At 62.1% G+C, this 22862-nt stretch carries 18 protein-coding genes; 12 read left to right on the top strand and 6 right to left on the bottom strand.

Translation table 11 applies throughout. From position 1 onward, the window contains the following. Nucleotides 1-40: 40 nt before the first annotated feature. The 5 genes from K3146_RS07715 (at nt 41) to K3146_RS07695 (ending at nt 5356) form a co-directional block, all read left to right on the top strand. A complete protein-coding gene (locus K3146_RS07715) occupies nt 41-1762 on the top strand; it encodes a DUF4153 domain-containing protein (protein WP_221545697.1) in 1722 nt (573 codons plus the stop codon). A gap of 58 nt (nt 1763-1820) precedes the next feature. After that, complete coding sequence (gene gatC, locus K3146_RS07710) at nt 1821-2123, top strand: Asp-tRNA(Asn)/Glu-tRNA(Gln) amidotransferase subunit GatC (RefSeq protein ID WP_221545696.1); 303 nt, start codon at nt 1821-1823, stop codon at nt 2121-2123. After that, nucleotides 2123-3604, top strand: coding sequence for an Asp-tRNA(Asn)/Glu-tRNA(Gln) amidotransferase subunit GatA (gene gatA / locus K3146_RS07705; RefSeq protein WP_221545695.1), 1482 nt, complete (start codon nt 2123-2125; stop codon nt 3602-3604). The genes gatC and gatA overlap by 1 nt, the downstream gene beginning before the upstream one ends. Before the next feature lie 109 nt (nt 3605-3713). After that, complete coding sequence (locus K3146_RS07700; RefSeq protein WP_221545694.1) at nt 3714-4517, top strand: FkbM family methyltransferase; 804 nt, start codon at nt 3714-3716, stop codon at nt 4515-4517. A 62-nt stretch (nt 4518-4579) separates the two neighbouring features. Next, the gene (locus K3146_RS07695) at nt 4580-5356 is read left to right on the top strand and encodes an FkbM family methyltransferase (protein ID WP_221545693.1); all 777 of its coding nucleotides are present in this window, start codon (nt 4580-4582) and stop codon (nt 5354-5356) included. 18 nt (nt 5357-5374) lie between these two features. On the opposite strand, the gene K3146_RS07690 is transcribed toward K3146_RS07695, so the two are convergent. Next, nucleotides 5375-6271, bottom strand: coding sequence for a class I SAM-dependent methyltransferase (locus K3146_RS07690; protein ID WP_221545692.1), 897 nt, complete (start codon nt 6269-6271; stop codon nt 5375-5377). A gap of 139 nt (nt 6272-6410) precedes the next feature. On the opposite strand from K3146_RS07690, the gene K3146_RS13630 reads away from it, so the two are divergent. The 4 genes from K3146_RS13630 (at nt 6411) to K3146_RS07670 (ending at nt 12109) form a co-directional block, all read left to right on the top strand. Then, nucleotides 6411-7634 (top strand): glycosyltransferase family 4 protein, encoded by a 1224-nt coding sequence (locus tag K3146_RS13630; RefSeq protein WP_221545691.1) that lies wholly within the window; start codon nt 6411-6413, stop codon nt 7632-7634. 28 nt (nt 7635-7662) lie between these two features. Then, nucleotides 7663-9159 carry an Asp-tRNA(Asn)/Glu-tRNA(Gln) amidotransferase subunit GatB gene (gene gatB, locus K3146_RS07680; protein ID WP_221545690.1) on the top strand — a complete coding sequence of 499 codons (1497 nt, stop codon included), beginning with the start codon at nt 7663-7665 and terminating at the stop codon, nt 9157-9159. A 131-nt stretch (nt 9160-9290) separates the two neighbouring features. Next, entirely contained in the window at nt 9291-9773 is a 483-nt protein-coding gene (locus tag K3146_RS07675) for a DUF4410 domain-containing protein (RefSeq protein ID WP_221545689.1), read from the top strand. A gap of 173 nt (nt 9774-9946) precedes the next feature. Continuing rightward, on the top strand, nt 9947-12109 hold the full coding sequence (locus K3146_RS07670) for a S46 family peptidase (RefSeq protein ID WP_221545688.1): 2163 nt from the start codon (nt 9947-9949) through the stop codon (nt 12107-12109). Nucleotides 12110-12170: 61 nt separating this feature from the next. Here K3146_RS07670 and K3146_RS07665 read toward each other — a convergent pair whose 3' ends face one another. Together K3146_RS07665 and K3146_RS07660 are read right to left on the bottom strand one after the other, a co-directional pair. Further along, on the bottom strand, nt 12171-12851 hold the full coding sequence (locus K3146_RS07665) for a hypothetical protein (RefSeq protein WP_221545687.1): 681 nt from the start codon (nt 12849-12851) through the stop codon (nt 12171-12173). Nucleotides 12852-12867: 16 nt separating this feature from the next. Beyond that, nucleotides 12868-13659, bottom strand: a complete 792-nt coding sequence (locus tag K3146_RS07660) for a hypothetical protein (protein ID WP_221545686.1) — start codon at nt 13657-13659, stop codon at nt 12868-12870. A 171-nt stretch (nt 13660-13830) separates the two neighbouring features. Here K3146_RS07660 and K3146_RS07655 point away from each other — a divergent pair, with 171 nt between their 5' ends. Further along, the gene (locus tag K3146_RS07655; RefSeq protein ID WP_221545685.1) at nt 13831-14010 is read left to right on the top strand and encodes a hypothetical protein; all 180 of its coding nucleotides are present in this window, start codon (nt 13831-13833) and stop codon (nt 14008-14010) included. Between the two features lie 80 nt (nt 14011-14090). Here the strand turns inward: K3146_RS07655 and K3146_RS07650 are convergent, their stop codons facing one another. From K3146_RS07650 to K3146_RS07640, 3 genes are read right to left on the bottom strand one after another with little or no spacing between them, the layout of a single operon-like run. Next, nucleotides 14091-14396: a hypothetical protein gene (locus K3146_RS07650; RefSeq protein WP_221545684.1), complete on the bottom strand. Its 306-nt coding sequence runs from the start codon at nt 14394-14396 to the stop codon at nt 14091-14093. A gap of 41 nt (nt 14397-14437) precedes the next feature. After that, on the bottom strand, nt 14438-17311 hold the full coding sequence (locus K3146_RS07645) for a M16 family metallopeptidase (protein ID WP_247711116.1): 2874 nt from the start codon (nt 17309-17311) through the stop codon (nt 14438-14440). A gap of 15 nt (nt 17312-17326) precedes the next feature. After that, entirely contained in the window at nt 17327-19552 is a 2226-nt protein-coding gene (locus K3146_RS07640) for a penicillin acylase family protein (protein ID WP_221545682.1), read from the bottom strand. Between the two features lie 119 nt (nt 19553-19671). Between K3146_RS07640 and K3146_RS07635 the strand changes: the two genes are divergently transcribed. Further along, nucleotides 19672-21120, top strand: coding sequence for an ATP-binding protein (locus K3146_RS07635; protein ID WP_221545907.1), 1449 nt, complete (start codon nt 19672-19674; stop codon nt 21118-21120). Between the two features lie 122 nt (nt 21121-21242). Then, nucleotides 21243-22808 carry a leucyl aminopeptidase family protein gene (locus tag K3146_RS07630; RefSeq protein ID WP_221545681.1) on the top strand — a complete coding sequence of 522 codons (1566 nt, stop codon included), beginning with the start codon at nt 21243-21245 and terminating at the stop codon, nt 22806-22808. The last annotated feature ends 54 nt before the right edge of the window (nt 22809-22862 follow it).

The raw sequence follows: 22862 nt of genomic DNA, 5'->3' as shown, positions 1-22862 counted from the left end.
CATGATCGGCTAGCCTCCCGTAACGGAGGAGGAAGTCGTCATGTCCCAGGACCCCACTGCAGTACCGACTGCACCGGATGGCGAATGGTCGCTGCGCCCCTGGTTGCTGGCGGGATTGCTCGGCGTGGCCGGGCTGCTGGTCCATTTCGCGAGCGACTGGGATTACGACGACGTCCAGCCATGGCGCGCGGCGCTCACCGCGCTGGTATTCTTCGGACCACTGGCCTTTGCCTTCTCGCTCGACCGCGATCGGTGGAAGGAGCCGCTCGTATTCGCCACATTGGTCGGCGCGGTCATGGCCGGGATCGCCTGGCGCGTAGCGCGGGCGGAAGACCACTACGCCGATGAGGGGTACTGGTTTGCCGCTGCGATTGTCTCCATCACGCTGGCGCTCCCGCTGTTCCAGGCAGGCTTCCACAAGCTGCGCTTGCGCACATCCTATGAAGCCACGCATTTCCACGTCTGGACCGACGCGATCTGCGCGGCGGGTGCTCTGGCCTTTACGGGGCTTTCATGGCTGTTGGCTTACCTCCTGTCCGAATTGTTCCGCGCCATCGGCATCGATTTCCTGCACGAACTGCTCGAATGGGAATGGTTCGGCTGGTTGTTCTCTGGCGTCACCTTCGGTGCTGCGCTGGGCGTGCTGCGCAATCAGCTGAAAATCATCGGTACCCTGCAATCTGTGGTGATGCTCGTGTTTTCGCTGATCGCCGTGCCTTTCGCAGTGGCGTTGGTGATATTCATCCTCGCGGTGCTGGTGAGCGGGCTTGAAGTCCTGTGGTCAGCGACCCGCAGCCCGACACCGCTGCTGCTGTCCTGCGCTGCTGCCAGTTTCGTGCTGGTCAATTCGGTCGTGCGCAACGGTGACGAAGAGGCGAGCGGCAACCGTGTGCTGCGCTGGGCAGCGCTGGTTCTGGCATTGGGCATTTTGCCACTCTCGATCATGGCGGCGGTTTCCACCGGCACGCGGATCGGCGAATACGGCCTAAGTCCGGAACGTATCTGGGGCCTCGTCGCGATCATCGTGGCGGTCGCCTATGGTGTTGCATACTTTGTCGCCCCGATCCGCGGACGCATGGCGCATTGGATGGAGCGTGTGCGGCGGGCAAACCTGCATCTGGCGGTTGGCACTTGCGTATTGGCCTTGCTGCTTGCCCTGCCACTGCTCGATTTCGGCGCCATCTCCACGCGTGACCAGCTGGCGAGGCTGCAATCCGGCAAGGTTCCGGTCGATGAATTCGATTTCACCGCCCTGCGATGGGATTTCGGAGACGCCGGGCGAGAAGCGCTGGCAAGACTGACCAAAAGCGATGATCCCGAAATCGCGAAAATCGCCCGTGAAACGCAAACACAGGAACTGCGCCCCTATCGCGGCTATCGAGATACGAGCCGCGAAGAGCGCCTCGCAAATATTCGCTTCGAGTTCGAAGACGAAACGTTGCGCGAGCATGTGCGCGGCTCCGTGCGCGGGAATGGCTGGCAGTGCGACAAGCCTTGTGTTGCACTGGATCTTGGTGCCGACGAAGACGGGCGACGCAAGGTGGCTATGGTCGAAAGTGGGATCGTGCGGAACCTGAGCTTCGATCTTGGCGAAGCGGTCGACGATAGCGCGGTAGGCTCTGCTGCTATGGAAGCGATCCTCGCCGCAGAAGCGGTTGAAACCACACCAGTTCAGACCGCAGAATCGCAAGTCGAAATCCGCGAATGGACAGGTCGGCGCATCTATATCGATGGCAAACCGGCAGGCGACCCGTTCGAATAGCGTTTCATGCGCCATAGCCGCTTGAAGCAGGTCGCCTGCGCGGCTAGTGCGCTGCACCATGTCAGTCACACGCGAAGAAGTGGCCAAGATCGCCTCGCTCGCCCGCATCAAGATGGGTGACGAGGACCTTGATCGCATGGTCCCCGAACTCAACAATATCCTCAACTGGGTCGAACAGCTGGGCGAGGTCGATACCTCGGGCGTCGAGCCGATGACCGCGGTCATCCCCAACACGCTGCGCCTGCGCGACGACGTCGTCGATGCGATCCCCGAAACTTCGGGCGGTCGGCGCGAGGATGTGCTCGCCAATGCACCGGTGGCCGAACATGGCTTTTTCGGTGTGCCCAAGGTGATCGAATAATGACCGACTATACCCAGCTTGGCGTGAAGGATATCCGCGACGGCGTGGCCGGCGGCGACTTCACTGCGCGCGAAGTGGCGGAAAGCTTCAACGCTGCTGTCGCTGCTGCTGCCGACCTGAACGCCTTCATCGTCACGACGCCCGATCATGCGCTCGCTGCGGCAGACGCCACTGACGCCAAGCGCGCCAAGGGAGAGGACCTCGGCAAGATGGGCGGCGTGCCCATCGGTATGAAGGACCTTTTCGCCACCAAGGGCGTGCAGACGACCGCAGCCAGCCACATCCTCGAAGGCTTCAAGCCCGAGTATGAAAGCACCGTCAGCCAAAAGCTGTGGGATGCGGGCGCGGGCATGCTCGGCAAGCTCAATCTCGACCAGTTCGCGATGGGCTCCTCGAACGAGACCAGCTATTTCGGCAACGTCTCTTCGCCGTGGAAGAAGGACGGTACCAACGCAGCGATGAGCCCGGGTGGTTCCTCGGGCGGCTCCTCTTCCGCTGTCTCCGCACGCATTGCGCCGGCCGCGACCGGCACCGACACCGGCGGCTCCATCCGCCAGCCCGCCGCCTTCACCGGGATTTGCGGCATCAAGCCGACCTATGGCCGTTGCAGCCGCTGGGGCGTTGTCGCCTTCGCCAGCTCGCTTGATCAGGCAGGTCCGATGGCGCGCAGTGTCGAAGACTGCGCGATCATGCTCGAAGCCATGGCCGGGTTCGACCCAAAGGATGCGACCAGCCTACAGATGGATGTGCCCAACTGGGAAGCGGCCCTTTCGGCAGACCTCAAGGGCAAGAAAATCGGTATCCCGAAGGAATACCGCATGGATGGCACCGACCAGGCGATCCTCGACAGCTGGGAGCAGGGCAAGGCCATGCTGCGCGACGCTGGCGCTCAGATCGTCGATGTCTCGCTGCCGCACACCAAATACGCGCTGCCCGCCTATTACATTATCGCGCCTGCCGAAGCCTCGTCCAACCTCGCGCGCTATGACGGTGTGCGCTACGGATTGCGTGACCTGCCCGATGGGGCGGGCCTGCAGGATATGTATGCCGCCACCCGCGCCGCCGGTTTCGGCGACGAGGTGAAGCGCCGCGTGCTCATCGGCACCTATGTGCTCAGCGCCGGCTTCTACGACGCCTATTACACGCAGGCGCAGAAGATTCGCACGCTGGTGGCGCAGGACTTCGAGAAGGCTTTCGGCGAGTGCGACGTGATCCTTGCGCCGACGACGCCGACCGCCAGCTTCCCGCTGGGCTCTCTCAACGAAGACCCGCTGACGATGTATCTGAACGACGTTTTCGCCGTTCCCGCATCGCTCGCCGGCCTGCCCGCGATGAGCGTGCCCGCCATGCTGAATTCCGACGGATTGCCGCTCGGCCTCCAGTTGGTCGGCAAGCCCTTCGACGAGCAGGGTGTGCTCGACGCAGGCCTCGCGATCCAGCAGCGCGCCGGATTCGACGCCAAGCCGGAGATGTGGTGGTAGCCCCGACGCGGGACATTGGTGACAAACAGGTGGGCCGTTAGCTTTATGGACACCTATAGGCGCCAGTGGTAATTTCGCGTTTCTAGAACGGTTTGGGGGCCGGCCAGCAATGAGCATTGTCGCAAGAATTCGGACCAAGTTCGAACGCGCGATCAAGTATGGCGCGATCCTGACGCGCGAGTCCGGGCCGGTCGATGCCGGTCGCTGGCTGGCGGCATCGATCCTCGGCAAGAAGACCACCGTGCCGGTGACCATCGGCGGCACGCGGGTGCATATCCGCACATTTTCATCGGATCTCGATGCGGCGACAGTATCGTTGAGAGGCGAGCTCGATTCCCTGTTCAAGGCCGTACCCGACCTCGAGCACGGCTTCATCGTCGATGGTGGGGGCTATATTGGCACCGCCGCGATCGAATTCGCCAAGGCCTATCCAGACGCCACGGTTGTGACGCTGGAGCCAAGCCAGGACAATTTCGCGCTGCTCAAGCGCAATGTCGCAGCCTATCCCAACATCCACCCGGTCAACGCCGCGCTGAGCAACCACAGCGGGAAGATCGAGCTGCGCAACCGGGGCACGGGCGAATGGGGCTTCACCATCGTCGAGCGCCCCGATGATCATCCCGACAGCCGCGTCCTGCACGAGGTCGACTGCGTCACGATCCCCGAACTGATGGAGCGCTTCGGCAAGGGCGGGGTCGACATCCTCAAGCTCGATATTGAAGGCGGCGAATACCAGCTCCTGAAAGACAAGCCCGGCTGGATCGCGGACGTCGGCGTGGTATGTATCGAACTCCACGATCGAATTGTCGGCGGCTGCAGCGAGGCCTTTCAAGGCGCGACCGAAGGACGCGTCAATCGCGACATGGATGGAGAGAAATATCTCTCTTTCCGCCACGATCGCGCCGCTGCCTGAGCACTGTGCGTAGCGAGCTTGCCGAGCTTGGCAGGCCGCGGCGACGAACCTAGGATCGCCGCATGGCGAGTTTTTCCCTCAAGGTTAGCGCATTGGCGACAGCCAAGGACCTGCTACGCGGCGGCCCCGGCTTTGCCTTGCGGGCGAAGCTGGGCTCGACACTCCCCTTGGGGAAGGGCGAAACCATCTGCGTAAGACGCGGGACGAGCGACCTCGAAGTCGTCCGCCAGATCCATCGTGACGAGCAGTACTGGATCCCTCAGGACGCGCAGGTCGACCGATTGAAGCGGTTTGAGGCCGATATGGTCGCTCGCGGCAAGGTCCCGGTCATCATCGACGCCGGGGCCAACATCGGTGCCGCAGCCCTGTGGTTCGCACGAGAATGGCCGCGCGCCCATGTCGTTGCGGTGGAGCCCGATCCTGCCAACGCGGCCTTGGCGCGCACGAATTGCGCGAGGCGAAAGCAAATCGATGTCGTCGAAGCAGCCATCGGCGGCGAACCGGGTTTCGTCTCCGTTGATAGCGAAGTCGAAGCCTATGCGGTCACGACTGAGCGGTCAGAAAGTGGCTGCCGAGTGGTCACGGTCGACGAGTGCCTTCGCTCGGTCGAAAGTGGCGAACTCTTCGCAGTCAAGATAGACATCGAAGGCTTCGAAGACGACCTCTTCTCCGCGAATACCGCGTGGCTGGACCAGGTAAAACTCGTCTACATTGAACCGCACGACCACATGTTTGCCGGCCGGGCAACAAGCCGGAATTTCCAAGCAGAGATGGGCAGGCGGGACTTTGATGTGCTGATCAGGGGCGAGAACCTGATCTACGTGCGGCGCGACCCTTAAGGCGCGCCTCCCGCGAACTCAGGCGGGCAGCAGTTCGAAAATCATATTGTCGCCGGTACGACGTCTATCCATCCGCTCTCCGATCGCGGTCGCCAGCGAAAGCGGTACGAGCACTCCCGAAACCGGTGTGGGCACCTTGAGGTATTCTCGCATCGATTTGCGGATCGAGTGGCGCGTGATCCATGGTACGGATACGGTCTGCATGTCACCCACTGTCAGACCCGCACTTTCCGCCGCCTTTCGCAGGCTGGAAGGGGTGAATTGCATCAGGTGATAGGGCAGGTCAGCCCCATCCCATCGCGCACCCAGGATCTTCGCCCAAAGGCAATCGGCATTCGGCACCGCTATCCAGATCAACCCGCCATCTGCGAGCAGTGAGCGCATCTTCGCCAGGGTAGCAACAGGGTCGGATGTGTGTTCGAGGACCTGGTTTGCCGTGATGATGTCGAAACGTTCATCGGTTTCGAAATCGTCGAGCATGCCATGGAATACTTCTATCCCCTGGCCGCGCACGATCTTGGCTGCGACCTCGCTGGGTTCGACACCTTGGACCTCTGCGCCCAGTTCCTTGCATATACGCAGGAAAAAGCCCCCGCCGGTTCCAACATCGAGGATCTTCTTGCCCTCGATTGGCAGCGAGAGGTGGCGGAACTCGCCGTCCTTGCGCGCCTTGGCGATCACCTCCGCATCGTCAGCTGTCGTCCCGTGAGATGTTTCGTAAGCGCCGTAGGAGCTGTCGTAGTAATGTTTGAGATCGTCCCACTCGGGTTGCGGATTGATGAAGCCATGTCCGCAATCGCGGCATTGTGACACCGACCACTTGTGCTTCTCGGAAGCCACGCGCAGCGATTGACCGGAATAGGCCAGCTTTAGATTTGCGTTGTTACAGACCGGGCAAGTGTCTAGGTCTTTCATCGTTAAAGCTAACTCCGCAAACTGATCTCTACAGGGCCCGGCAAACCGAGGAAAACCGAGAAGCTGTTACTGTGCGATATCGCCTTGAGTTGATATCCATTAACCGAAGGACAGTTAAAGATATTCGTATGGGCATTCGGTGAACTCGGTCAACAGCAACTCAAACCAGCCCCCTCCCGTCGTCGGTTACCTCAGCGGCCCGGTCGACGCCCGCAAGGTGTACCGCGCCTGGCGCGACGAGGCGCACACCGAATTGTTCGGCACAAGCTATTTGCGCCACTGGTTCAATGAAGTCGAAGACCAAGGCCGGTCCGGCGTTGTGATAACTTCAGAAGCGGGAGAAGCCTACGAGGAAACTCACGGCAACTTCACCATTCTCAATCGCCCAAAACCGACCAGTAGCGGGCTGCGCTACCACATGGACATGGTGCGGTGGACCCGTGAGAGGCTGAGCGAGCTGGAAGGAGCAGGTGCGCGGACAGTCGTGATGACTGATGCACCGCAATACTGGTTCGTCACGCCGCCTTTCCGGCGCCGGGGCATGAAGTTCGTCAACTCGTTCCACTGCGCTATCCGTTCGCTCGGCCATAGTGCGTTCAGTCCCCACGAGTTGCTGATCCGCGCTTCGGCCAGCGTCCATATGGCGAATGGCGATCCGAGCATGGTCATTGTCGAGCCGATACTTGACGAGCTGAGAGCCATGCCTGGCTCGGATAGGCGCGACACATTCCTGCTCCGACCCGACTACAAAGAGAAGATGTTCGCGGACTTCGGTCCACCTTCAATCGCTGAGGGCGGCCGGGAGGAGGTCCGAGTAATTTTCGCCGGACGAGTCACTCGAAACAAGGGTGTCTTCGATCTGCTCGAAATGGCGGAGAGGCTGAGCCTTCGAGAAGGACCCAGAGTACACTTCGATATCCATGGCACCGGAAGTGATCTTGATGAGCTGCGGGCTGAAATTGCTCGCCGCAACCTTGAAGCGCTCGTCACTGTGCATGGCTTTACGGCGGGCGCGCAACTGCTGGATCATTACCGCGACGCAGATATCGTCATCGTACCGACACGGTCCGATTTCGAAGAAGGCGTGGCAAAGTCAGTGATCGAGGGCGTGCTGACTTTGCGACCTGTGGTGACATCGCAGGCATGCCCCAGCATACGCGTCGTTGGGGACGCCTGTTTCGAAGCGGAGGTCGACAATCCGTCCAGCTATGCCGAAGCGATCTGGAAACTCGCCAACAATCCCGAATTGGTCAGGGAGAAGGTGGATGCCGCGCGCGGTTTGCGAAAGCTGTTCTTCGACCCACCGGAACGCTACGACAGGCAGTTGAGAAAGGCCCTTGCTGTCGCCGAAAGTGGTGCCTAGGGCGCAAGCCAAGATTGATAGGCAAGACATGACCAAATACACAATCCACGGTGCAACCGGCGAATGGGAGGTCGTGATCGGCCTCGAAGTCCACGCGCAGGTTACTTCCAATGCCAAGCTTTTCTCGGGCGCTTCGACCGCCTTCGGTGCCGAGCCAAATACGCAGGTCAGCCTCGTCGATGCGGCGATGCCCGGAATGCTGCCCGTGCCCAATCGTGAATGCATTCGCCAGGCGGTGCGCACCGGCATGGCGATCGACGCGCAGATCAACAAGTACTCGCGGTTCGACCGCAAGAACTACTTCTACGCCGACCTTCCGCAGGGCTACCAGATCAGCCAGCTCTACCACCCCATCGTGGGCGAGGGGCAGCTACTGATCGAGGCGGACGAGAAGGCCGGTATTCCCGAAGACAAGCACATCGGGATCGAGCGCATCCATGTCGAGCAGGATGCAGGCAAGCTGATGCACGACCAGCATCCGACCATGTCCTATGTCGATCTCAACCGCGTGGGCATCGCGCTGATGGAGATCGTCTCCAAGCCCGATATGCGCAGCCCCGCAGAAGCAGGCGCCTATGTCCGCAAGCTGCGCTCGATCCTGCGCTATGTCGGTTCGTGCGACGGGAACATGGAAGAAGGTTCGATGCGCGCCGACGTCAATGTGTCGGTCCGCCGCCCGGGCGAGGAATTCGGCACGCGTACCGAAACGAAGAACGTGAACTCGGTTCGCTTCGTGATGCAGGTTATCGAATACGAGGCCAACCGCCAGGTCGATGTCATCGAGAATGGAGGTGCGGTGGAGCAGGAAACGCGCCTGTTCGATCCGAACACCGGCACCACGCGCACCATGCGCAGCAAGGAAGATGCGCATGACTATCGCTACTTCCCCGATCCTGACCTGCTGCCGCTCGAGCTGGAGGACAGCTTTATCGAGGAATGCCGCGCAAGCCTTCCGGAACTGCCCGATGCCAAGCGCACGCGGTACGAGAACGAGCTGGGCCTCACGCCCTATAACGCGCGCGAGCTGACGGCGGAGGTCGAAACCTTCGGCCGCTTCGAAACCTTGCTCGCCGCTACCGCTGCCAAGATCGGCAAGCCTGAACCCAAAGTCGCCACGCAGGTCGCCAACTGGGCGCTTTCGGTTGCGCCGGGCGTGGTCAAGTCGCTGGGTGATGAGGCGAACATGGCCAACGCCACTGCAGAAGCTCAGGCCAGCATCCTCGCCATGCAGGACAAGGGTGAGATTTCGGGCGGTCAGGCCAAGGAAATTTACGAGATCGTCCTCAAGGAAGGCGGCGAGCCCGAGACAATCGCGGACGAGCGCGGCCTCAAGCAGGTCAGCGACACGGGCGCGATCGAGGCGGCTATCGATCAGATCATCGCAAACAACGCCGACAAGGTCGAAGAATATCGCGGTGGCAAGGACAAGCTGTTCGGCTTCTTCGTCGGCCAGACGATGAAAGCGATGCAGGGCAAGGCCAATCCGGCGGTGGTGAACCAGCTGCTGAAGAGCAAGCTGGGCTGACAAAATTGCCACAGTGAGTGGCAAAGTATTAGCAGGCCGATTGCTGTGCGGATTTCGATCATTTGTTGCTTGATCGAATTCGCCTTTGTGCAAGTAATGCCCACCTCGTTTGGACTGTAAATGGGGTCATAATGAAGAAAGTACTGTTTGCGTCGGCGCTCGCGCTGGCACTGTCTGCATGCGCTTCGGGCGCGCTCACCGTCGAAACGCCGAATGCCAGCGACTATCGCACCGACACCGCGACGATCGTGCACGACAATTCGCGCGTCGAAGTTGACGAAAACAACCTCACCTACACCGAAGAGAAGCTCGCCAAGGAGCTCTTCGAAGGTGAAGACGCACCTTTTGCCAAGGGTGACGGCCTGACGATCAGGTATCGTTATGTCGGCTTCGACGAAGGCAGCCGCGCTGCCCGTTACCTGCTTGGCCCGTTCGCCGGCGGTTCGAAAATCCACCTCGAAGTCGACTTCGTGTCGCCCGAAGGCGAAGTTCTCGCCACGGTTCGCGGTGAAGGTTCGGTCTCGGGCGGCTTCATGGGCGGCTCGAACAAGAGCGGCATCGACAAGGCCATCAAGGAAGTGGCCGAATATGCTGCCAAGGAATTCGCTCAGTAAGCAGCTTGCATAGCTAATCGGAAAGGGGCCTCGCCGGATATCCGGCGGGGCTCTTTTCTTTGTCCGCAACGAGGCGGTTTTTCGACGAACGACATTGCCGCAAGTGCGCGACGTGGTAGCGAAGTTCCATCCCGCGCGAGGGGTCGCGCGTTAGAGAAAAGGGACTTCCATTCATGCGTACCACCGCCACTGTCGCCGCCCTCCTGGCGTGCGCTGCTTCCGCGCCGCTTGCCGCCAAGGAAGGCATGTTCACTCCGCAGCAGCTGCCCGAAATCGCCGACGATCTGCGCGACACCGGCCTGGAACTCGATCCCGAAGTGCTCACGGATCTCACCGGTTTCCCGATGGGTGCGGTGGTCCAGCTTCCGGGCTGCACCGGCAGCTTTCTTTCGGAGCAGGGCCTGGTGGTCACCAACCATCACTGTGCGCGTGGATCGGTGCAGTACAATTCGACGGCAGAGAACAACTATCTCGAAAACGGCTTCCTGGCGAAGTCCCTCGGCGATGAGCTTCCCGCAGCACCCGGCACGCGCGTCTATGTGACGACCGCGCTCACCGATGTAACCGCCCGCATGCGCGAAGGTGTCGAAGCCATGTCGCCGACCGAGCGCTACGAGACGGTCGACCAGCGCAGCAAGGATATCACCGCGGAATGCGAGCAGAAGGCGGGTTACCGCTGCCTTGTCGCCAGCTTCTACGGCGGTGCGCAGTATACGCTGATCGAGCGGCTCGAAGTGCGCGACGTCCGGCTGGTCTATGCTCCGGCGGATGCGATCGGCAAGTATGGCGGCGACATCGACAATTGGATGTGGCCGCGCCACACGGGCGATTTCGCCTTTTACCGCGCCTATGTGGCGCCCGACGGGTCGGCGGCCGATTATGCCGAAGAGAATGTCCCTTACCGTCCCGACCATCACCTCAAGGTAAGCGCGAGCGGGCTGAAAGAGGGCGATTTCGTGATGGCAGCGGGCTATCCGGGCTCGACCTCCCGCTATGCGACGCTCGCCGAGGTGGAGAACACCTTCAGCTGGACATACCCGACCTACGTCAAGCTGGTGAACGACTGGGTCGACACGATCGAGGAGGCCGCGCCCGCAGGATCGGATGCGCGGGTGAAGTATGAATCGCTGCTCGCCAGCCTTAACAATTTCGAGAAGAACACGCGCGGCCAGCTCGAAGGTGCGCGCCGGGTCGGGCTCGTCGAGCGCCGTGCAGAGCGCGAAGAGGCGCTTGCGGCCTGGATTGGTGCCGATCCCTCCCGCGCCGCTTATGGCGAGGCGATTTCCGGGCTCACCGCATTGTCCGAAGAGAGCGCCGAAGCCGCCCGTCAGGCTTTCTGGTACAATTTCGCGACGCGCCCCTCGCTCCTCTCGGCGGCGCAGCGGCTCTATCGCCTGTCGCACGAGCGCCAGAAGCCCGATGCGCAGCGTGAACGCGGATACCAGGATCGCGACCTCTCCTTCTTCCGTCAGGGTCTCCAGGCACTCGACCGCCGTTATGACGCGGGTGTCGATAAGGCGCAGTGGCTGCTGTTCCTCGGGACTTATCTGAAAGAGCCGGCTGGCAACCGCGTGGCAGTGTTCGACGAGGCGCTTGGCCTGACTGAAGATCTCGACAACGCAGCGCTTTCCGCAAAGCTCGACGCCTACTACGCGGGCACGACGCTGGGCGATGCCGAGACGCGTCTTGCGCTAATGGATGCCAGCACAGCCGAACTGGAGGCGATCGACGATCCCTTCATGCAGCTGGCCGTCGCCCTGTACGAATATGAGCGCGGCCTCGAAGCGCAGGCCGAGGAACGGTCGGGACGCTCGCTGGCGCTTCGTCCCGCCTATATGGAAGCGATCACCCAATGGCAGGCCTCTCAGGGCGTGCTGACCTATCCCGATGCCAATTCGACGCTGCGCGTGACCTACGGCACGGTGCTGGGCGGATCGCCCAAGGATGGTATGGCTTATATGCCGTTCACCACGCTGGAGGGCATCACCGAGAAGGATACGGGTGAAGATCCGTTCAACGCTCCGGAACGCCAGCTGAAGAAAATCCGCGAGAGGGATTACGGGCAGTACTATTCGGCAGAAGTAGGCTCGGTACCGGTGAACTTCCTCTCCGATCTCGACAGCACTGGCGGCAACAGCGGCTCGGCCACGCTCAACGCGCGCGGCGAGCTCGTGGGCCTGCTGTTCGACGGCACATTCGAGAGCGTCAATTCGGACTGGGACTTCGACCCGCGCACCACGCGCACGATCCATGTCGATACGCGCTACATGCTGTGGGTGATGGACAAGGTCGATGGGGCCGAGGGCCTTATCGAGGAAATGGAAGTGGTCGAGTAAGCGCTCGATCTTTCGCTAGGGTGAGAAGGGGCGCCGGTTCAGACTGGCGGCCCTCTCGTTTTCAGCCGCCTTCGATCAGCGCATCGACGACAACATAGGTTTCCGGCCCGTAGATGATCGTCACTCGGTCGCCATCGCGTGTGGAAGAGAAATCCCACCCAGCCGAGCCGTCCGCTTGCGCGCTGTCCGCGCCATAGGGTTCGGTCCCGTTGAAGAAGATCGCGCGCTTGCGGCCATCAGGCTTCAACACCTCCACGAGGTGTGTGCCGTCCTCGCCCCAATTGCGCTTAACGCCCGCATCGCAGCTTTGCGCTGGTTCGGCTCCATCGAATCCGCATGGCAAGATCGTGGTGGCGTTATAGTCGGTGCCTGGGACGAGCGCGTCCCCGCCGCCAGTCGGGCCGTTCTCGCCCATGGTCGCATTGGTATCGCCCATCGGAACGCTTACGAGCAGAACGCCCTCGACATTACCGACGATACTGCCGCCAAGCGCTTCTGCTGATGCTTTGGAAAGGCAGCCGACCAATATCGCGCTGTCATCGAGATAGTCCGAAGTCGCCGCACTCTCGCCAAGGTTTCGACACTGATCGCCGGTATCAGGATATCCATCGCCAAAGGGCGCGAGGCTCTCGGGGAAGTCGGCGAGTTCTTCCGGAGCGCTCGCTTCGGGCTCGGGAGGCGTTTCACCGCAGGCGGCGAGGGCGAGCGCGGAGGCGCCCGCCAAGGCGATCTGGCATCGCATCGCTATCCTCCCCAGCTTACCGGCAGTTTGGATGACGGCCGATATCGCGCAGATCGTAGAAGCGACCATCCGCGATGGTTACCTGTACGCACTGCCGCGAACCTGCGCGCCATTGAATCGAATAGCGAGTGTTGCCGCTCGTGAAGTTGTCTACCTGACGAAAGCCGCGGTTCTCGAGCTCGCTCATGCCCGTTCGTGCACGTGCACCCTGGAGATCCTTGAACCGCGCATTCTGCCGGTAGCCTCCATGGCCGTAATGGTGACGAAGATTGGCATTACGTTCGTCTACGCCCGCGCTGTAACCGTCCGAGTAGGCGTTGGAGCGATCGTAATTGTGGTAGGGCGCATTGTACAAGCCGTCCTTGTAGCCACGTTCGTAATGCGCCTCGTCCTCGGTGTCGTTGTGGTGCCGATTGTCATCGTGATGGTGGGATTTGTGGCTCAGCAAAGCGCCGAGGATCGCGGCACCCGCTGCGACGCCCAGTGCCGTACCGACATCGCTGCCACCCGAGTGCCCGCAGTCCTTCTTCGAAACGTCGGCGACCGACACGACGCCGCCGTCATAGGCTTCGATCCGGATGCAGTTCTTATTGCCGCGATGCCACCAGTAACTGTTAACGTACCCGTTCGAATAGCTGTCGTGGCTGCTTTCGTGTCGAAACCCCCTGGCCTCCAGCTGGCGTTCGGCCTCGGCGGCGCTCCGTCCATTCAGGAAAAGCAGCTGGTCTGCCTTTTCTGCCATTACGGGCACGGCAACCAAGGCAATCAGGGCAGCGCTCGCGGTAAGATTTCTTGCAGTCCGGGTCATAGTCTCTCCCTGCCGCGTGCTGCGGCCACTCGTGTGAAACGACTCGACCCGAATTCCCTGTCTTTTCTGGCAAGCTAGGCTGAATTACGGCGATTTTTTGACCGTTTGCCCCGTTGATGAATATACTGCGCGAACCGATCCGAAAATTCAGTGCCATGAGGGAGACCAATTGTGCATTTTGATTTGGCGCATGCCGCAGTTAGCGCGATCGTCATCGGGATCCTTGTTTTCCTCTTGAGGGACAAGGACGGAAATGGCGGAACGAAGGCGGGATGGAATTGGCGATTGTTCGTCGCCGTGTTCTTCGTCATGTTTCTCATCAACATCGTCTGGCCGTTCGACAACGTTTGAGCGCAGCGCGCAGCGTGCACGAAAAAGGGGCCGCCGGATCGCTCCGACGGCCCCTCGTGTTCGTGAGGTGATCTAGCGGATCAGCCCTGGCGTTCGCCGGTCAGCGCCATGTCGCCGAATGCGCCTGCGTTGACGGTGCCGGTCAGCTGGTCGCCATTGACGGTTGCCTTGCAGTTGAGCGTCATCGGCATCGGGACCGTCATGTCCATTGCCCAAGTCAACGTGTCGCCGTCGATCTTGCCGTCCTTGACGTCCATCGAGCCCATGCCGCCGGCCATCGAACCGGTGAAGGTGTTGCCATCGTCGCCGGGGACGACGGTGAAGGTGCCCTTCTGGTCGCCCATCGGGCTCTTCACGACGGTGTCATAGGTACCTGCTACGGACATTGGGAATTCCTCTCTTTGCGAAGTGAGTTGTGTGTGGAGACCTATTCTGCGTTGCTGACACCTGTGTCAACAGCGAGATAGGTGGTCGGGATGCCGAGGCCTTCCAGTTGGGCGTCGATCTCGCTGCGATCCCCGACGACAACGATGGTGAGATCGTCCGGCCCGAGATAGCGCGCAGCGGCTGCGTTGATAGCGGCCTGATCGATTGCCCGGTAGGTGGCAGGCAGGTTGGTGTAATAGTCGTCGGGACGGCCCAGGCGATCGTTCTCGATCAGCGCGCCGAGAACCTGGAAATTGGTCTCGAAGCGGTTGGGCAGGCCGCGGATATTGCCATCGGTGACGCGCGCGAACTCCGTTTCGTCCACGCCTCGTGCTCCGCTGGCAAACTCCTGCGCCGTGTCGAGGATCAGCTGGATCGAGTCGGCGGTGCGGTCGGACTGGACGGCGGTGCTGACGCTGAACAGCCGCGGCCCGGCAGGGGAATCGATCCCGCTGCGCGCGCCGTAGCTCCAGCCCTTTTCCTCGCGGATGATCATGTTGAGGCGGCTTAGGAAGCCGTTACCCAGGACCTCGTTCGCAAGGTCCAGCGACTCGAGGCCGGGAGTGGCCCCCTCGAGCGGAAGCACGCGGCCGGCATAAATCACCGACTGCGGCGAATTGGGCCGGTCGATAACGACCAGCCGCGTCTGCGCTTCGGGCAGTGCAAGGTCGAAGTTCTTGTCAGATGCAGCGGATCCGGAAGCCGTCCAGTTGCCAAAAGCCGCTTCCAGCTGGCCGGTGAGCTCGCCCATGGTGATATCGCCGACCACGAAGATTTCGGCATTGTCGGGGCGGATCCACTTGCCGTGTTCGCCGCGCAGGCGATCCGGACCAAGGGTCTGCACCACGGGCACCGTGCCAAGCGATCCCACGCTGCCGTAAGGATGGTTTTCACCGAAGACGAGCGGGCGCAGCGTGCGGCTCGCAAGACCTCCGGGCGATGACAGTTGCTGGGCGATCTGCGCAAGCCGCTGATCGCGAACGCGCTGGACGTCGCTCTCCGCGAAGGCCGGATTGCGGACGATATCGGCCATCAGCTCGAGCGATGGTGCCAGATTGGAGGTGAGGGCATTCATCGTGACCGAGCTGGTATCGAGCGAGCTGCCGGTTCCGATCGAGGCGCCGAGCCGCTCCTGCTCTTCGGCAATTTCGACTGCGCTGCGGCTAGTCGTGCCTTCTTCGAGCAGGTCCATCATCAGCGACTGCGTGCCGGCATTGGTTGAACCGTCAGCCGCGTAGCCAGCGTCGAACTGGATCGACACGGCGACCTTGGGAATGGCTGTCCTGCGGGCGAGAGTGACCGGGATGCCGTTGCTCAGCGTGTCGCGCTCGACTGTCGGGAAGGTCAGCGGGCCCACTGGCTCGGGCTCGGGCATTTCGCGCGGCGGGCCGGTACGAGTGATCTCGACCGGTTCCTTGGCGTCGGGCTCGGGCGCGGGATAGAGGTGTTCATCGCCCCATCCGCCCATGTCTGCGCCGCTTTCGACACGTTCACCGGGGACGATTGCCATGCGATAGACCGGCCGGGACAGCCAGCGATCCATGGCTTGCTGCACCGTTGAGGGGGTGAGGGCCGCAACCTGTTGGAGCGAGTCCTTGTATTTCGCGGGATTGCCCGAATAGAGTAGCCCTTCTGCGAGGGTCGAGCCCTTGCCGCCGAAACCTCCGACCCGTTCGAGCGCATCGATTTCGTTGGACACGAGGTTCGTCGCAGCACGTTCGAGTTCGTCCGCGCTCGGTCCTTCGGCCACCATCTGTGCGATCACGGCATCGAGCCGCTGTTCGGCAGTCGCGCGGTCCACGCCCGGCTTGATGTCCATCTGGACCAGCAGCCCGGATAGCTGCTCCGATTGCCAGTTGAAGGCCGCAACGCTGGTCGCCAGCTGTTCGTCCCGGACCAGCACATTATCGAGCCGCGAGCTCGCAAGGCCGCCGAGAACGCTCATACCGATGGTGAGCGGCATTGCGTCGGCGTGATTGATGCCGGGACCGCTCCAGACGCGATAGATGCGCGTCTGCGGAACCTGGTCGATGAGTTCGCGATCCTTGTCTTCGGCGAGCGTGACCGGACCAGCTTCGACCGCAGCCACCTCGGGACCACGCGGGATAGCGCCGAACCATTTCTCGACCATCGGGCGCGCTGTTTCCACGTCGATATCGCCGGTGAGCGAGAGAATCACATTGTTGGGGCCGTAATTGTCCCGGAACCACTTCTGAACGTCGCCGAGGCTGGCCGCCTCGAGGTCCGCCATCGAGCCGATTGTCGAGTGGCGATAGGGGTGGCCGACCGGGAAGAGACCTTCGCCGAGCAGATACTGGGTTAGGCCATAGGGCTGGTTGTCGCCCTGTCGCTTCTCGTTCTGGACGACGCCGCGCTGCTTATCGAGCTTTTCCTGGCTGATCGCGCCAAGGAGGTATCCGAGGCGATCGCTTTCCATCATCAGCGCGAGGTTCAGCGCTCCAGTGGGGACCGTTTCGACGTAATTGGTACGGTCGGCATTGGTCGAACCGTTCGTGCTCGTCGAACCGGCGGCCTCCAGCGGAATGTCGAAATTCTCCACATTCTCGCTGCCACCGAACATGAGATGCTCGAAGAGGTGGGCGAAGCCAGTCCGCCCGCGCGGTTCGTGCTTCGCGCCGACGCGGTAGTAAGTCGTCACGCCAACGATCGGCGCCTTGCGATCGGTGTGGACGAGGACAGTCAGCCCGTTGTCGAGTGTGAAACTCTCGTAAGGAATGCTGACCTTGTCGACTAATGCCGAAAGTGCGCTGCTCTCGGGCGCCGGAGCGCTTTCCACGATCGGCGCATCGGTCGGAGCGGTAGCGCATCCGGCAAGCGCGATGGCTGCGAGACCGGCAAGTAGGTGAGAACGCATGGGCATTTTTTCCTGTCAGTGCTTTGGATTGTGCGAGACGACATAGCGCCGCTGCGCATTGGCGAGAACGTCCTCACGCCAGAAATGGACGGGTTTCAACCGGTGCTGGACGAACAGCGTGCTCTGGTCGGTATAATGCTTCGAGCGCGGCCGTGTGGTCGCTGCGCCGAATGGCTGGATCGAGCGCGAACGGACCCGCTGGCCGGGAAGCCACTCGGCCCACTGGATGAAGCTGTCGCCGTGGCGGACGGCCAGCCGTCCGTCTTCATTGACGTGCCACAGCGTCGAGGCGCGCAGAGTGTCCGATCCGCCGTCGATCGGCAGGTCGACATCCCCTTGGCGCAGCCGCAACAGCTCGCTTTGCGGAGGGTCGATGCGGCCGAAATGGGTCTTGAGATGGTCGACCGCCTTTTCCAGTTCGCTGAGCGCGGTTGGACAGGCCTTGTTCTGGTAACGGCAGGACATGAATTCGCGGATCATCAACAGGGCAAGGCTGTCCGCGCGGCCGATGTTGTCGGCAGTGAAATCCCATTCGAGCAGCAGCTCGCGCGCCTCGGCAAGGTCGCTACCTTCGGGCAAGTCGAGCGCTTCGATCTCGTCCCACAGATCGGCGATATAGCCCTCGCGCGCATAGGCCGTGTCGTATTTGATGGCCTTCAGAGCGTCGCGATCGAGCTGGTCCGCCGCGCTCAGCAGCTTCCAGGCCATCCGCGAACGATTGGTCTGCTTCAGTTCGATGCCCAGTTCGGGGGCGAAATCCTGCGGTGACAGGTCGCTGCCCGCGCCGGCGGCGGAGAAGGGCGTATTGTTGGCATTATAGACCCAGCCCGAGGAGGGGTTCGCGATCTGCGGCAGCTCTTCGAACTCGACCGTACCGTCCCACAGGAGTTTCGGATCGCTGCCGTCGAGCACGCTGCGCCAGTTCGGGCCTTCGTGCCGGTCGGGCAGGGCGGCGTTGTAGAGATAGGCGATATTGCCCTCTGCATCGCCATAAATGAAATTGGTCGAGGGAATATCCAGCCGCGCCATGATCGTGCGCCACTCTTCGAAGCTCTTCGCCTTGTTCAGCCGGTAATAGGCATCGAGCTGGCCGAGATTGTCGATCCCGCCATAGCGGAAGGCGAAATAGCCATTCTCGTTCTTGATCACCGGGCCGTGGACGCTGCGATGGATGTCGCGACGGACCGGCAGGACTACCGGGCCGACACGGACGGGAAGGGTGACCGTTCGCGTCTCCAGCTTGAGCCATTCCTCGCCGAAGCGATACATGACTTCATCACCGTCGATACCGGGGGTGACTGTCGTTTCCAGCTCGTAGATATCGGTCATGTCGGGCGTGTTGACCGTATTGGTCCAGCCGAGATTGCGATTGTGGCCCAAGAAGGGGAAGGGCGAGCCAGGGAAATTGGCCCCGGCGAAGTGCCATCCTTCCTCGCTTTCAACGACCAACTCGTACCATGCGACACCGCCCCACCACGGCTGGTGGCTGTTGGAAACGAGAATCGTCGGGCCGCCTGATTTCTCAGGAGCGACGGCGAAGGCATTCGAGCCATTGAGCGCGCCGTCTTCGCCAAAGGGCGAATAGGATACCGTTTCACCTGCAGGTACAGGAGGATTGGAGTCGGGATTGCCTGCGCGCGGGAAGCCCGGAATATCCGGACCGAATTCGCGCGGAAGGTCTCCCCCCGTAACCAGCGGCTGGATCACACCGTTCAAGCCGAAGAAGAACGGCTGGCGCAGTGCGAAGCCGGCAGCGACATCCTTGCCTTCGACCGGGAACAGGTTGCCGAGCTTCAGTTCGCCGGGGTTCTGCGCGGCGTAATCGTTGAGACCGGTAGCATAGGCCTCGAACAGAGCTCGGGTGTCTTCGGGCAATTCCGGATACCTCCGGTCGGCCGTGCCGCGCGCGTCGAGCAAGTGATAAACATAGTCGATCGCCGCGCCATCCTGTCCGGCAATCGCGCCATACCGCCCCTGCGCCATCGCGATCACGTCCTGCAGGGTCGAGAAATCGTCCTCGGCATGGGCAATGGCGACGCCATAGGCGACATCGCGATCTCGCTTGCCGTAGATATGCGGGACTCCGAATTCGTCGCGGATGATCTCGGCAGTGTAGCTATCCGTGGAAGTCGCAACCCCGTCGCGCTTCGCCCAGAAGGGTTCCCACGTTGCCAGCGCCACGAATACGACGAGCAGCAGGACAACGAGCGCGGCGCCGATGCGCCCCAGCCATTTCAGCATAGAATCCAATCCTCTCTTGGCATTGGACGCTAGCGTGTGACGGGAAGACTCGCAATCGTTGGGCAAAACCTGAAGAGGGCGCTTCCGCTTTCCGGATTCGGCCCGCTAGCCCCATGGGTGTGACAGCGCAGATCACCATCGGCCATGAAAGCTCCGGCAAGCCCGTGCACTTCGATATCGAGGAGCTGCTGGCAACACGCCTGCTCGTCCAGGGCAATTCGGGCAGCGGCAAATCGCACTTGCTGCGTCGCCTGCTCGAAGAAAGCGCGGGGTTGGTCCAGCAGGTGGTTATCGACCCCGAAGGCGACTTTCCCTCGCTGGCGGAAGAATTCGGCCATGTCGTGATCGATGGCTCGGCCTATTCGCCGCCCGAGATTGAAGCCTTGGCGCGCCGTATTCGCGAACATCGTGCCAGCGTAGTGCTCGACCTCGACGGGCTCGAGGTGGAACAGCAGATCCGCTGTGCGGCGCAGTTTCTCACAGCCCTTTTCGATGCTCCGCGAGAACATTGGTATCCCGCGCTGGTAGTCGTTGACGAGGCGCAAATGTTTGCCCCGGCTGCGGCAGGAGAGATGGCCGAGGACACGCGGCGAATGACGCTTGCGGCCATGACCAACCTCATGTGCCGTGGACGCAAGCGCGGCCTTGCGGGGATCGTCGCGACGCAGCGCCTGGCGAAGCTTGCCAAGAATGTCGCAGCAGAGGCGTCGAACTTCCTGATGGGGCGCACGTTCCTCGATATCGACATGGTGCGCGCGGCCGACCTGCTTGGCATGGAGCGGCGGCAGGCCGAACGCATTCGCGAGTTGGAGCGCGGGCATTTCCTCGCGCTGGGGCCAGCGATCACGAGGCTGCCGATCGCCTGCAAGATCGGGCCGGTGAAGACCGGTCACCAGGCGCGAAGCGAGGGGCTGATGGCGCTTCCCGATACCGCGCCCGAGGACATGGCGGACCTGCTGACCCGCGACCTCGCCGCAGATGTCGCCAAGGCCCCGCCACCGCCCGCGCCTCCGCCTGCGCCGCGTGTGGACGAGCTCGAAGACAGCATCGCCCATGCCGAGGAACGGCAGGTCGAAGCCCCTCCCGAAGCTCTCGACACGTCACATGTTGCCAACCGCATTGCGGATATCATCGGCGAGCTCGCCCGCGAAGACGGCATCGCCTTCCAGTCGGCATCTGCACAGTACCAGACTTTCCTCACTCGTTGCCGTCGCGAGCGTCTGATCGGCCCGATGCCCGACATGCATGCTTTCCGTCGCCGCTTTGCGATTGCCGGCGCAGGGCTGGGCGAGCTCGGCGAGGACATGCAGGCGCGCATTATGCAGCTTGCCGGCGCGGTCGATGAAGACCTGCTCGGGCCGTTCCTCGTCATCGCCAAGGCTGCACATGCGGGGGAAACGCAAGTCGACGAGGACGAACTCGCGCGAGCTTATGGCACGAGTTCACCTGGCCGGATCCGGCGACTGCTCGACCATCTCGAGCGTCAGGGACTGATCGTCGTACGCGAGGATTTCGGCGGCGGACGTACGGTGATGGTGCCCGGTCTCGAAGGCGTGGGCGCAGGCTGAAGTCTTTCGTCGATCCCGGTCGGCGTGCTGCCGAGTGGAACCGCGCACAAGCTTGCCTGTTTCGCCTTTGGGGTGCCAGAGCACCGCGCACAGGAATCCAGTCCGACAACAGGGGTTGCACCATGCCACGCAATACGCTTGCCGCCGTTTCGCTCGTCCTCGCGCCCATCGCAATCGCGCCGGGCATCCTTCATGCTCAGGACGTCGCAGGATCGGGCATCGCACCTGCAACGGTCGGAAATACGCAGGAGAGGCCGATTGCTTTCTCCGCCGAAGTGCCTTCGAAGGCTGCCCTTGCAATCGTGATGACCGATGAGCGCTTGCCCTCGCTTCGCGGATTGCCGGCGGATGCAGCAGCCCGGATCAAGGCTGCCGGTTTCGAAGGCGAGGACGGCGAAACGCTGGAATTGCCCGGCGCCGCAGGATCGCCGCGGATCGTTCTGTTCGGTGCGCGGGCTGCGGACGGAGAACGGCAGGACTGGCGCGTCGTCGGGGCGCGGATCGCACGCGAACTGAAGGACGAGGATGCTCCCATCGCCATCGCGGGCCTTGCCGATGCCGATGCGACGGCGCAGGCGGCGCTCGGCGCAACGCTCGGGCAGTATCGCTTCGACCGCTACAAGAGCGATCGCAAGCCGCTGCCTTTCCAGCCGATCACATTCGTCGGTCCGGTGGCCGAAGCGGGAGGCAACTTGTGGCGGTCGCGTCACGCGCATCTTGCGCAAGGCGTCCGTTTCGCCCGCGACATGGTCAACGAACCGGCCAATGTCGTCTATCCGGAAAGCTTCATCGAGCGCGCTCGTGAAGCGCTGGACGGGGCGCCGAATGTGACCATCGAAGTTCTCGACCAGGCCGATTTCCGCCGTCTTGGCATGGGCGCGATTGCCGGTGTGGGTCAGGGCAGCACCCGTGGCAGCCGCATGATGGTCATCACCTATCGCGGCGCAGGCGGCCCGCCGATCGCGCTCGCCGGCAAGGGAATCACTTTCGACACGGGCGGCATCTCGCTCAAGCCGAGCAGCGGCATGTGGGAAATGAAGGGCGATATGTCCGGCGCTGCAGCCGTGACGGGCGCCATTCTCAGCCTCGCCAAGTCGCGCGCACCGGTCCACGTCGTGGCGGTTGCGGCGCTTGCAGAGAATATGCCGGGCGACAATGCCCAGCGCCCCGGTGATGTGGTTCGCACCCTGTCAGGCAAGACGATCGAGATCCGCAGCACCGATGCCGAAGGGCGGCTCGTTCTCTCCGATGCGATCGAATACACGGTGCAGGAGAAGAAGCCATTCGCGCTGGTTGATGTCGCGACGCTCACAGGCTCGGCCGTGCGCGCTCTTGGTCCCGAATATGCGGCCCTATTCGCTCGTGAGGATTCCCATGCCGAAGCTGCCCTGACCGCGGGCATGGCTGTCGACGAGCCGCTGTGGCGGCTGCCGCTTTCGGATGCCTATCGCGAGGCGATCAAGTCCGACATCGCCGACATCAAGAATTCGGACGCGTCACCCGCTCCGGGCGCGAGCGCCGGCGCGCATTTCATCGAGTATTTCGTGCCCGAGGACCTGCCATGGATCCATATCGACATGGCTGCAGTCGATCGCGGCGATGGCTCGAACCCGATGATACCCGCAAGCGCCAGGGGCTGGGGGGTAATGATCCTCGACGAACTCGCGCGGAGCTGGCGCCCCGAATAAACGCGAGCGGTTCGCCGACAATCTGGACCAGCACGCGCCTTGCCCCTTGCAGCG

The sequence above is a fragment of the Qipengyuania vesicularis genome, assembly GCF_019711415.1.
Classification (GTDB): domain Bacteria; phylum Pseudomonadota; class Alphaproteobacteria; order Sphingomonadales; family Sphingomonadaceae; genus Qipengyuania; species Qipengyuania vesicularis.
The sequence above is the reverse complement of the archived record's forward strand: the minus strand, read 5'-3'. Positions and strand labels throughout refer to the sequence as shown.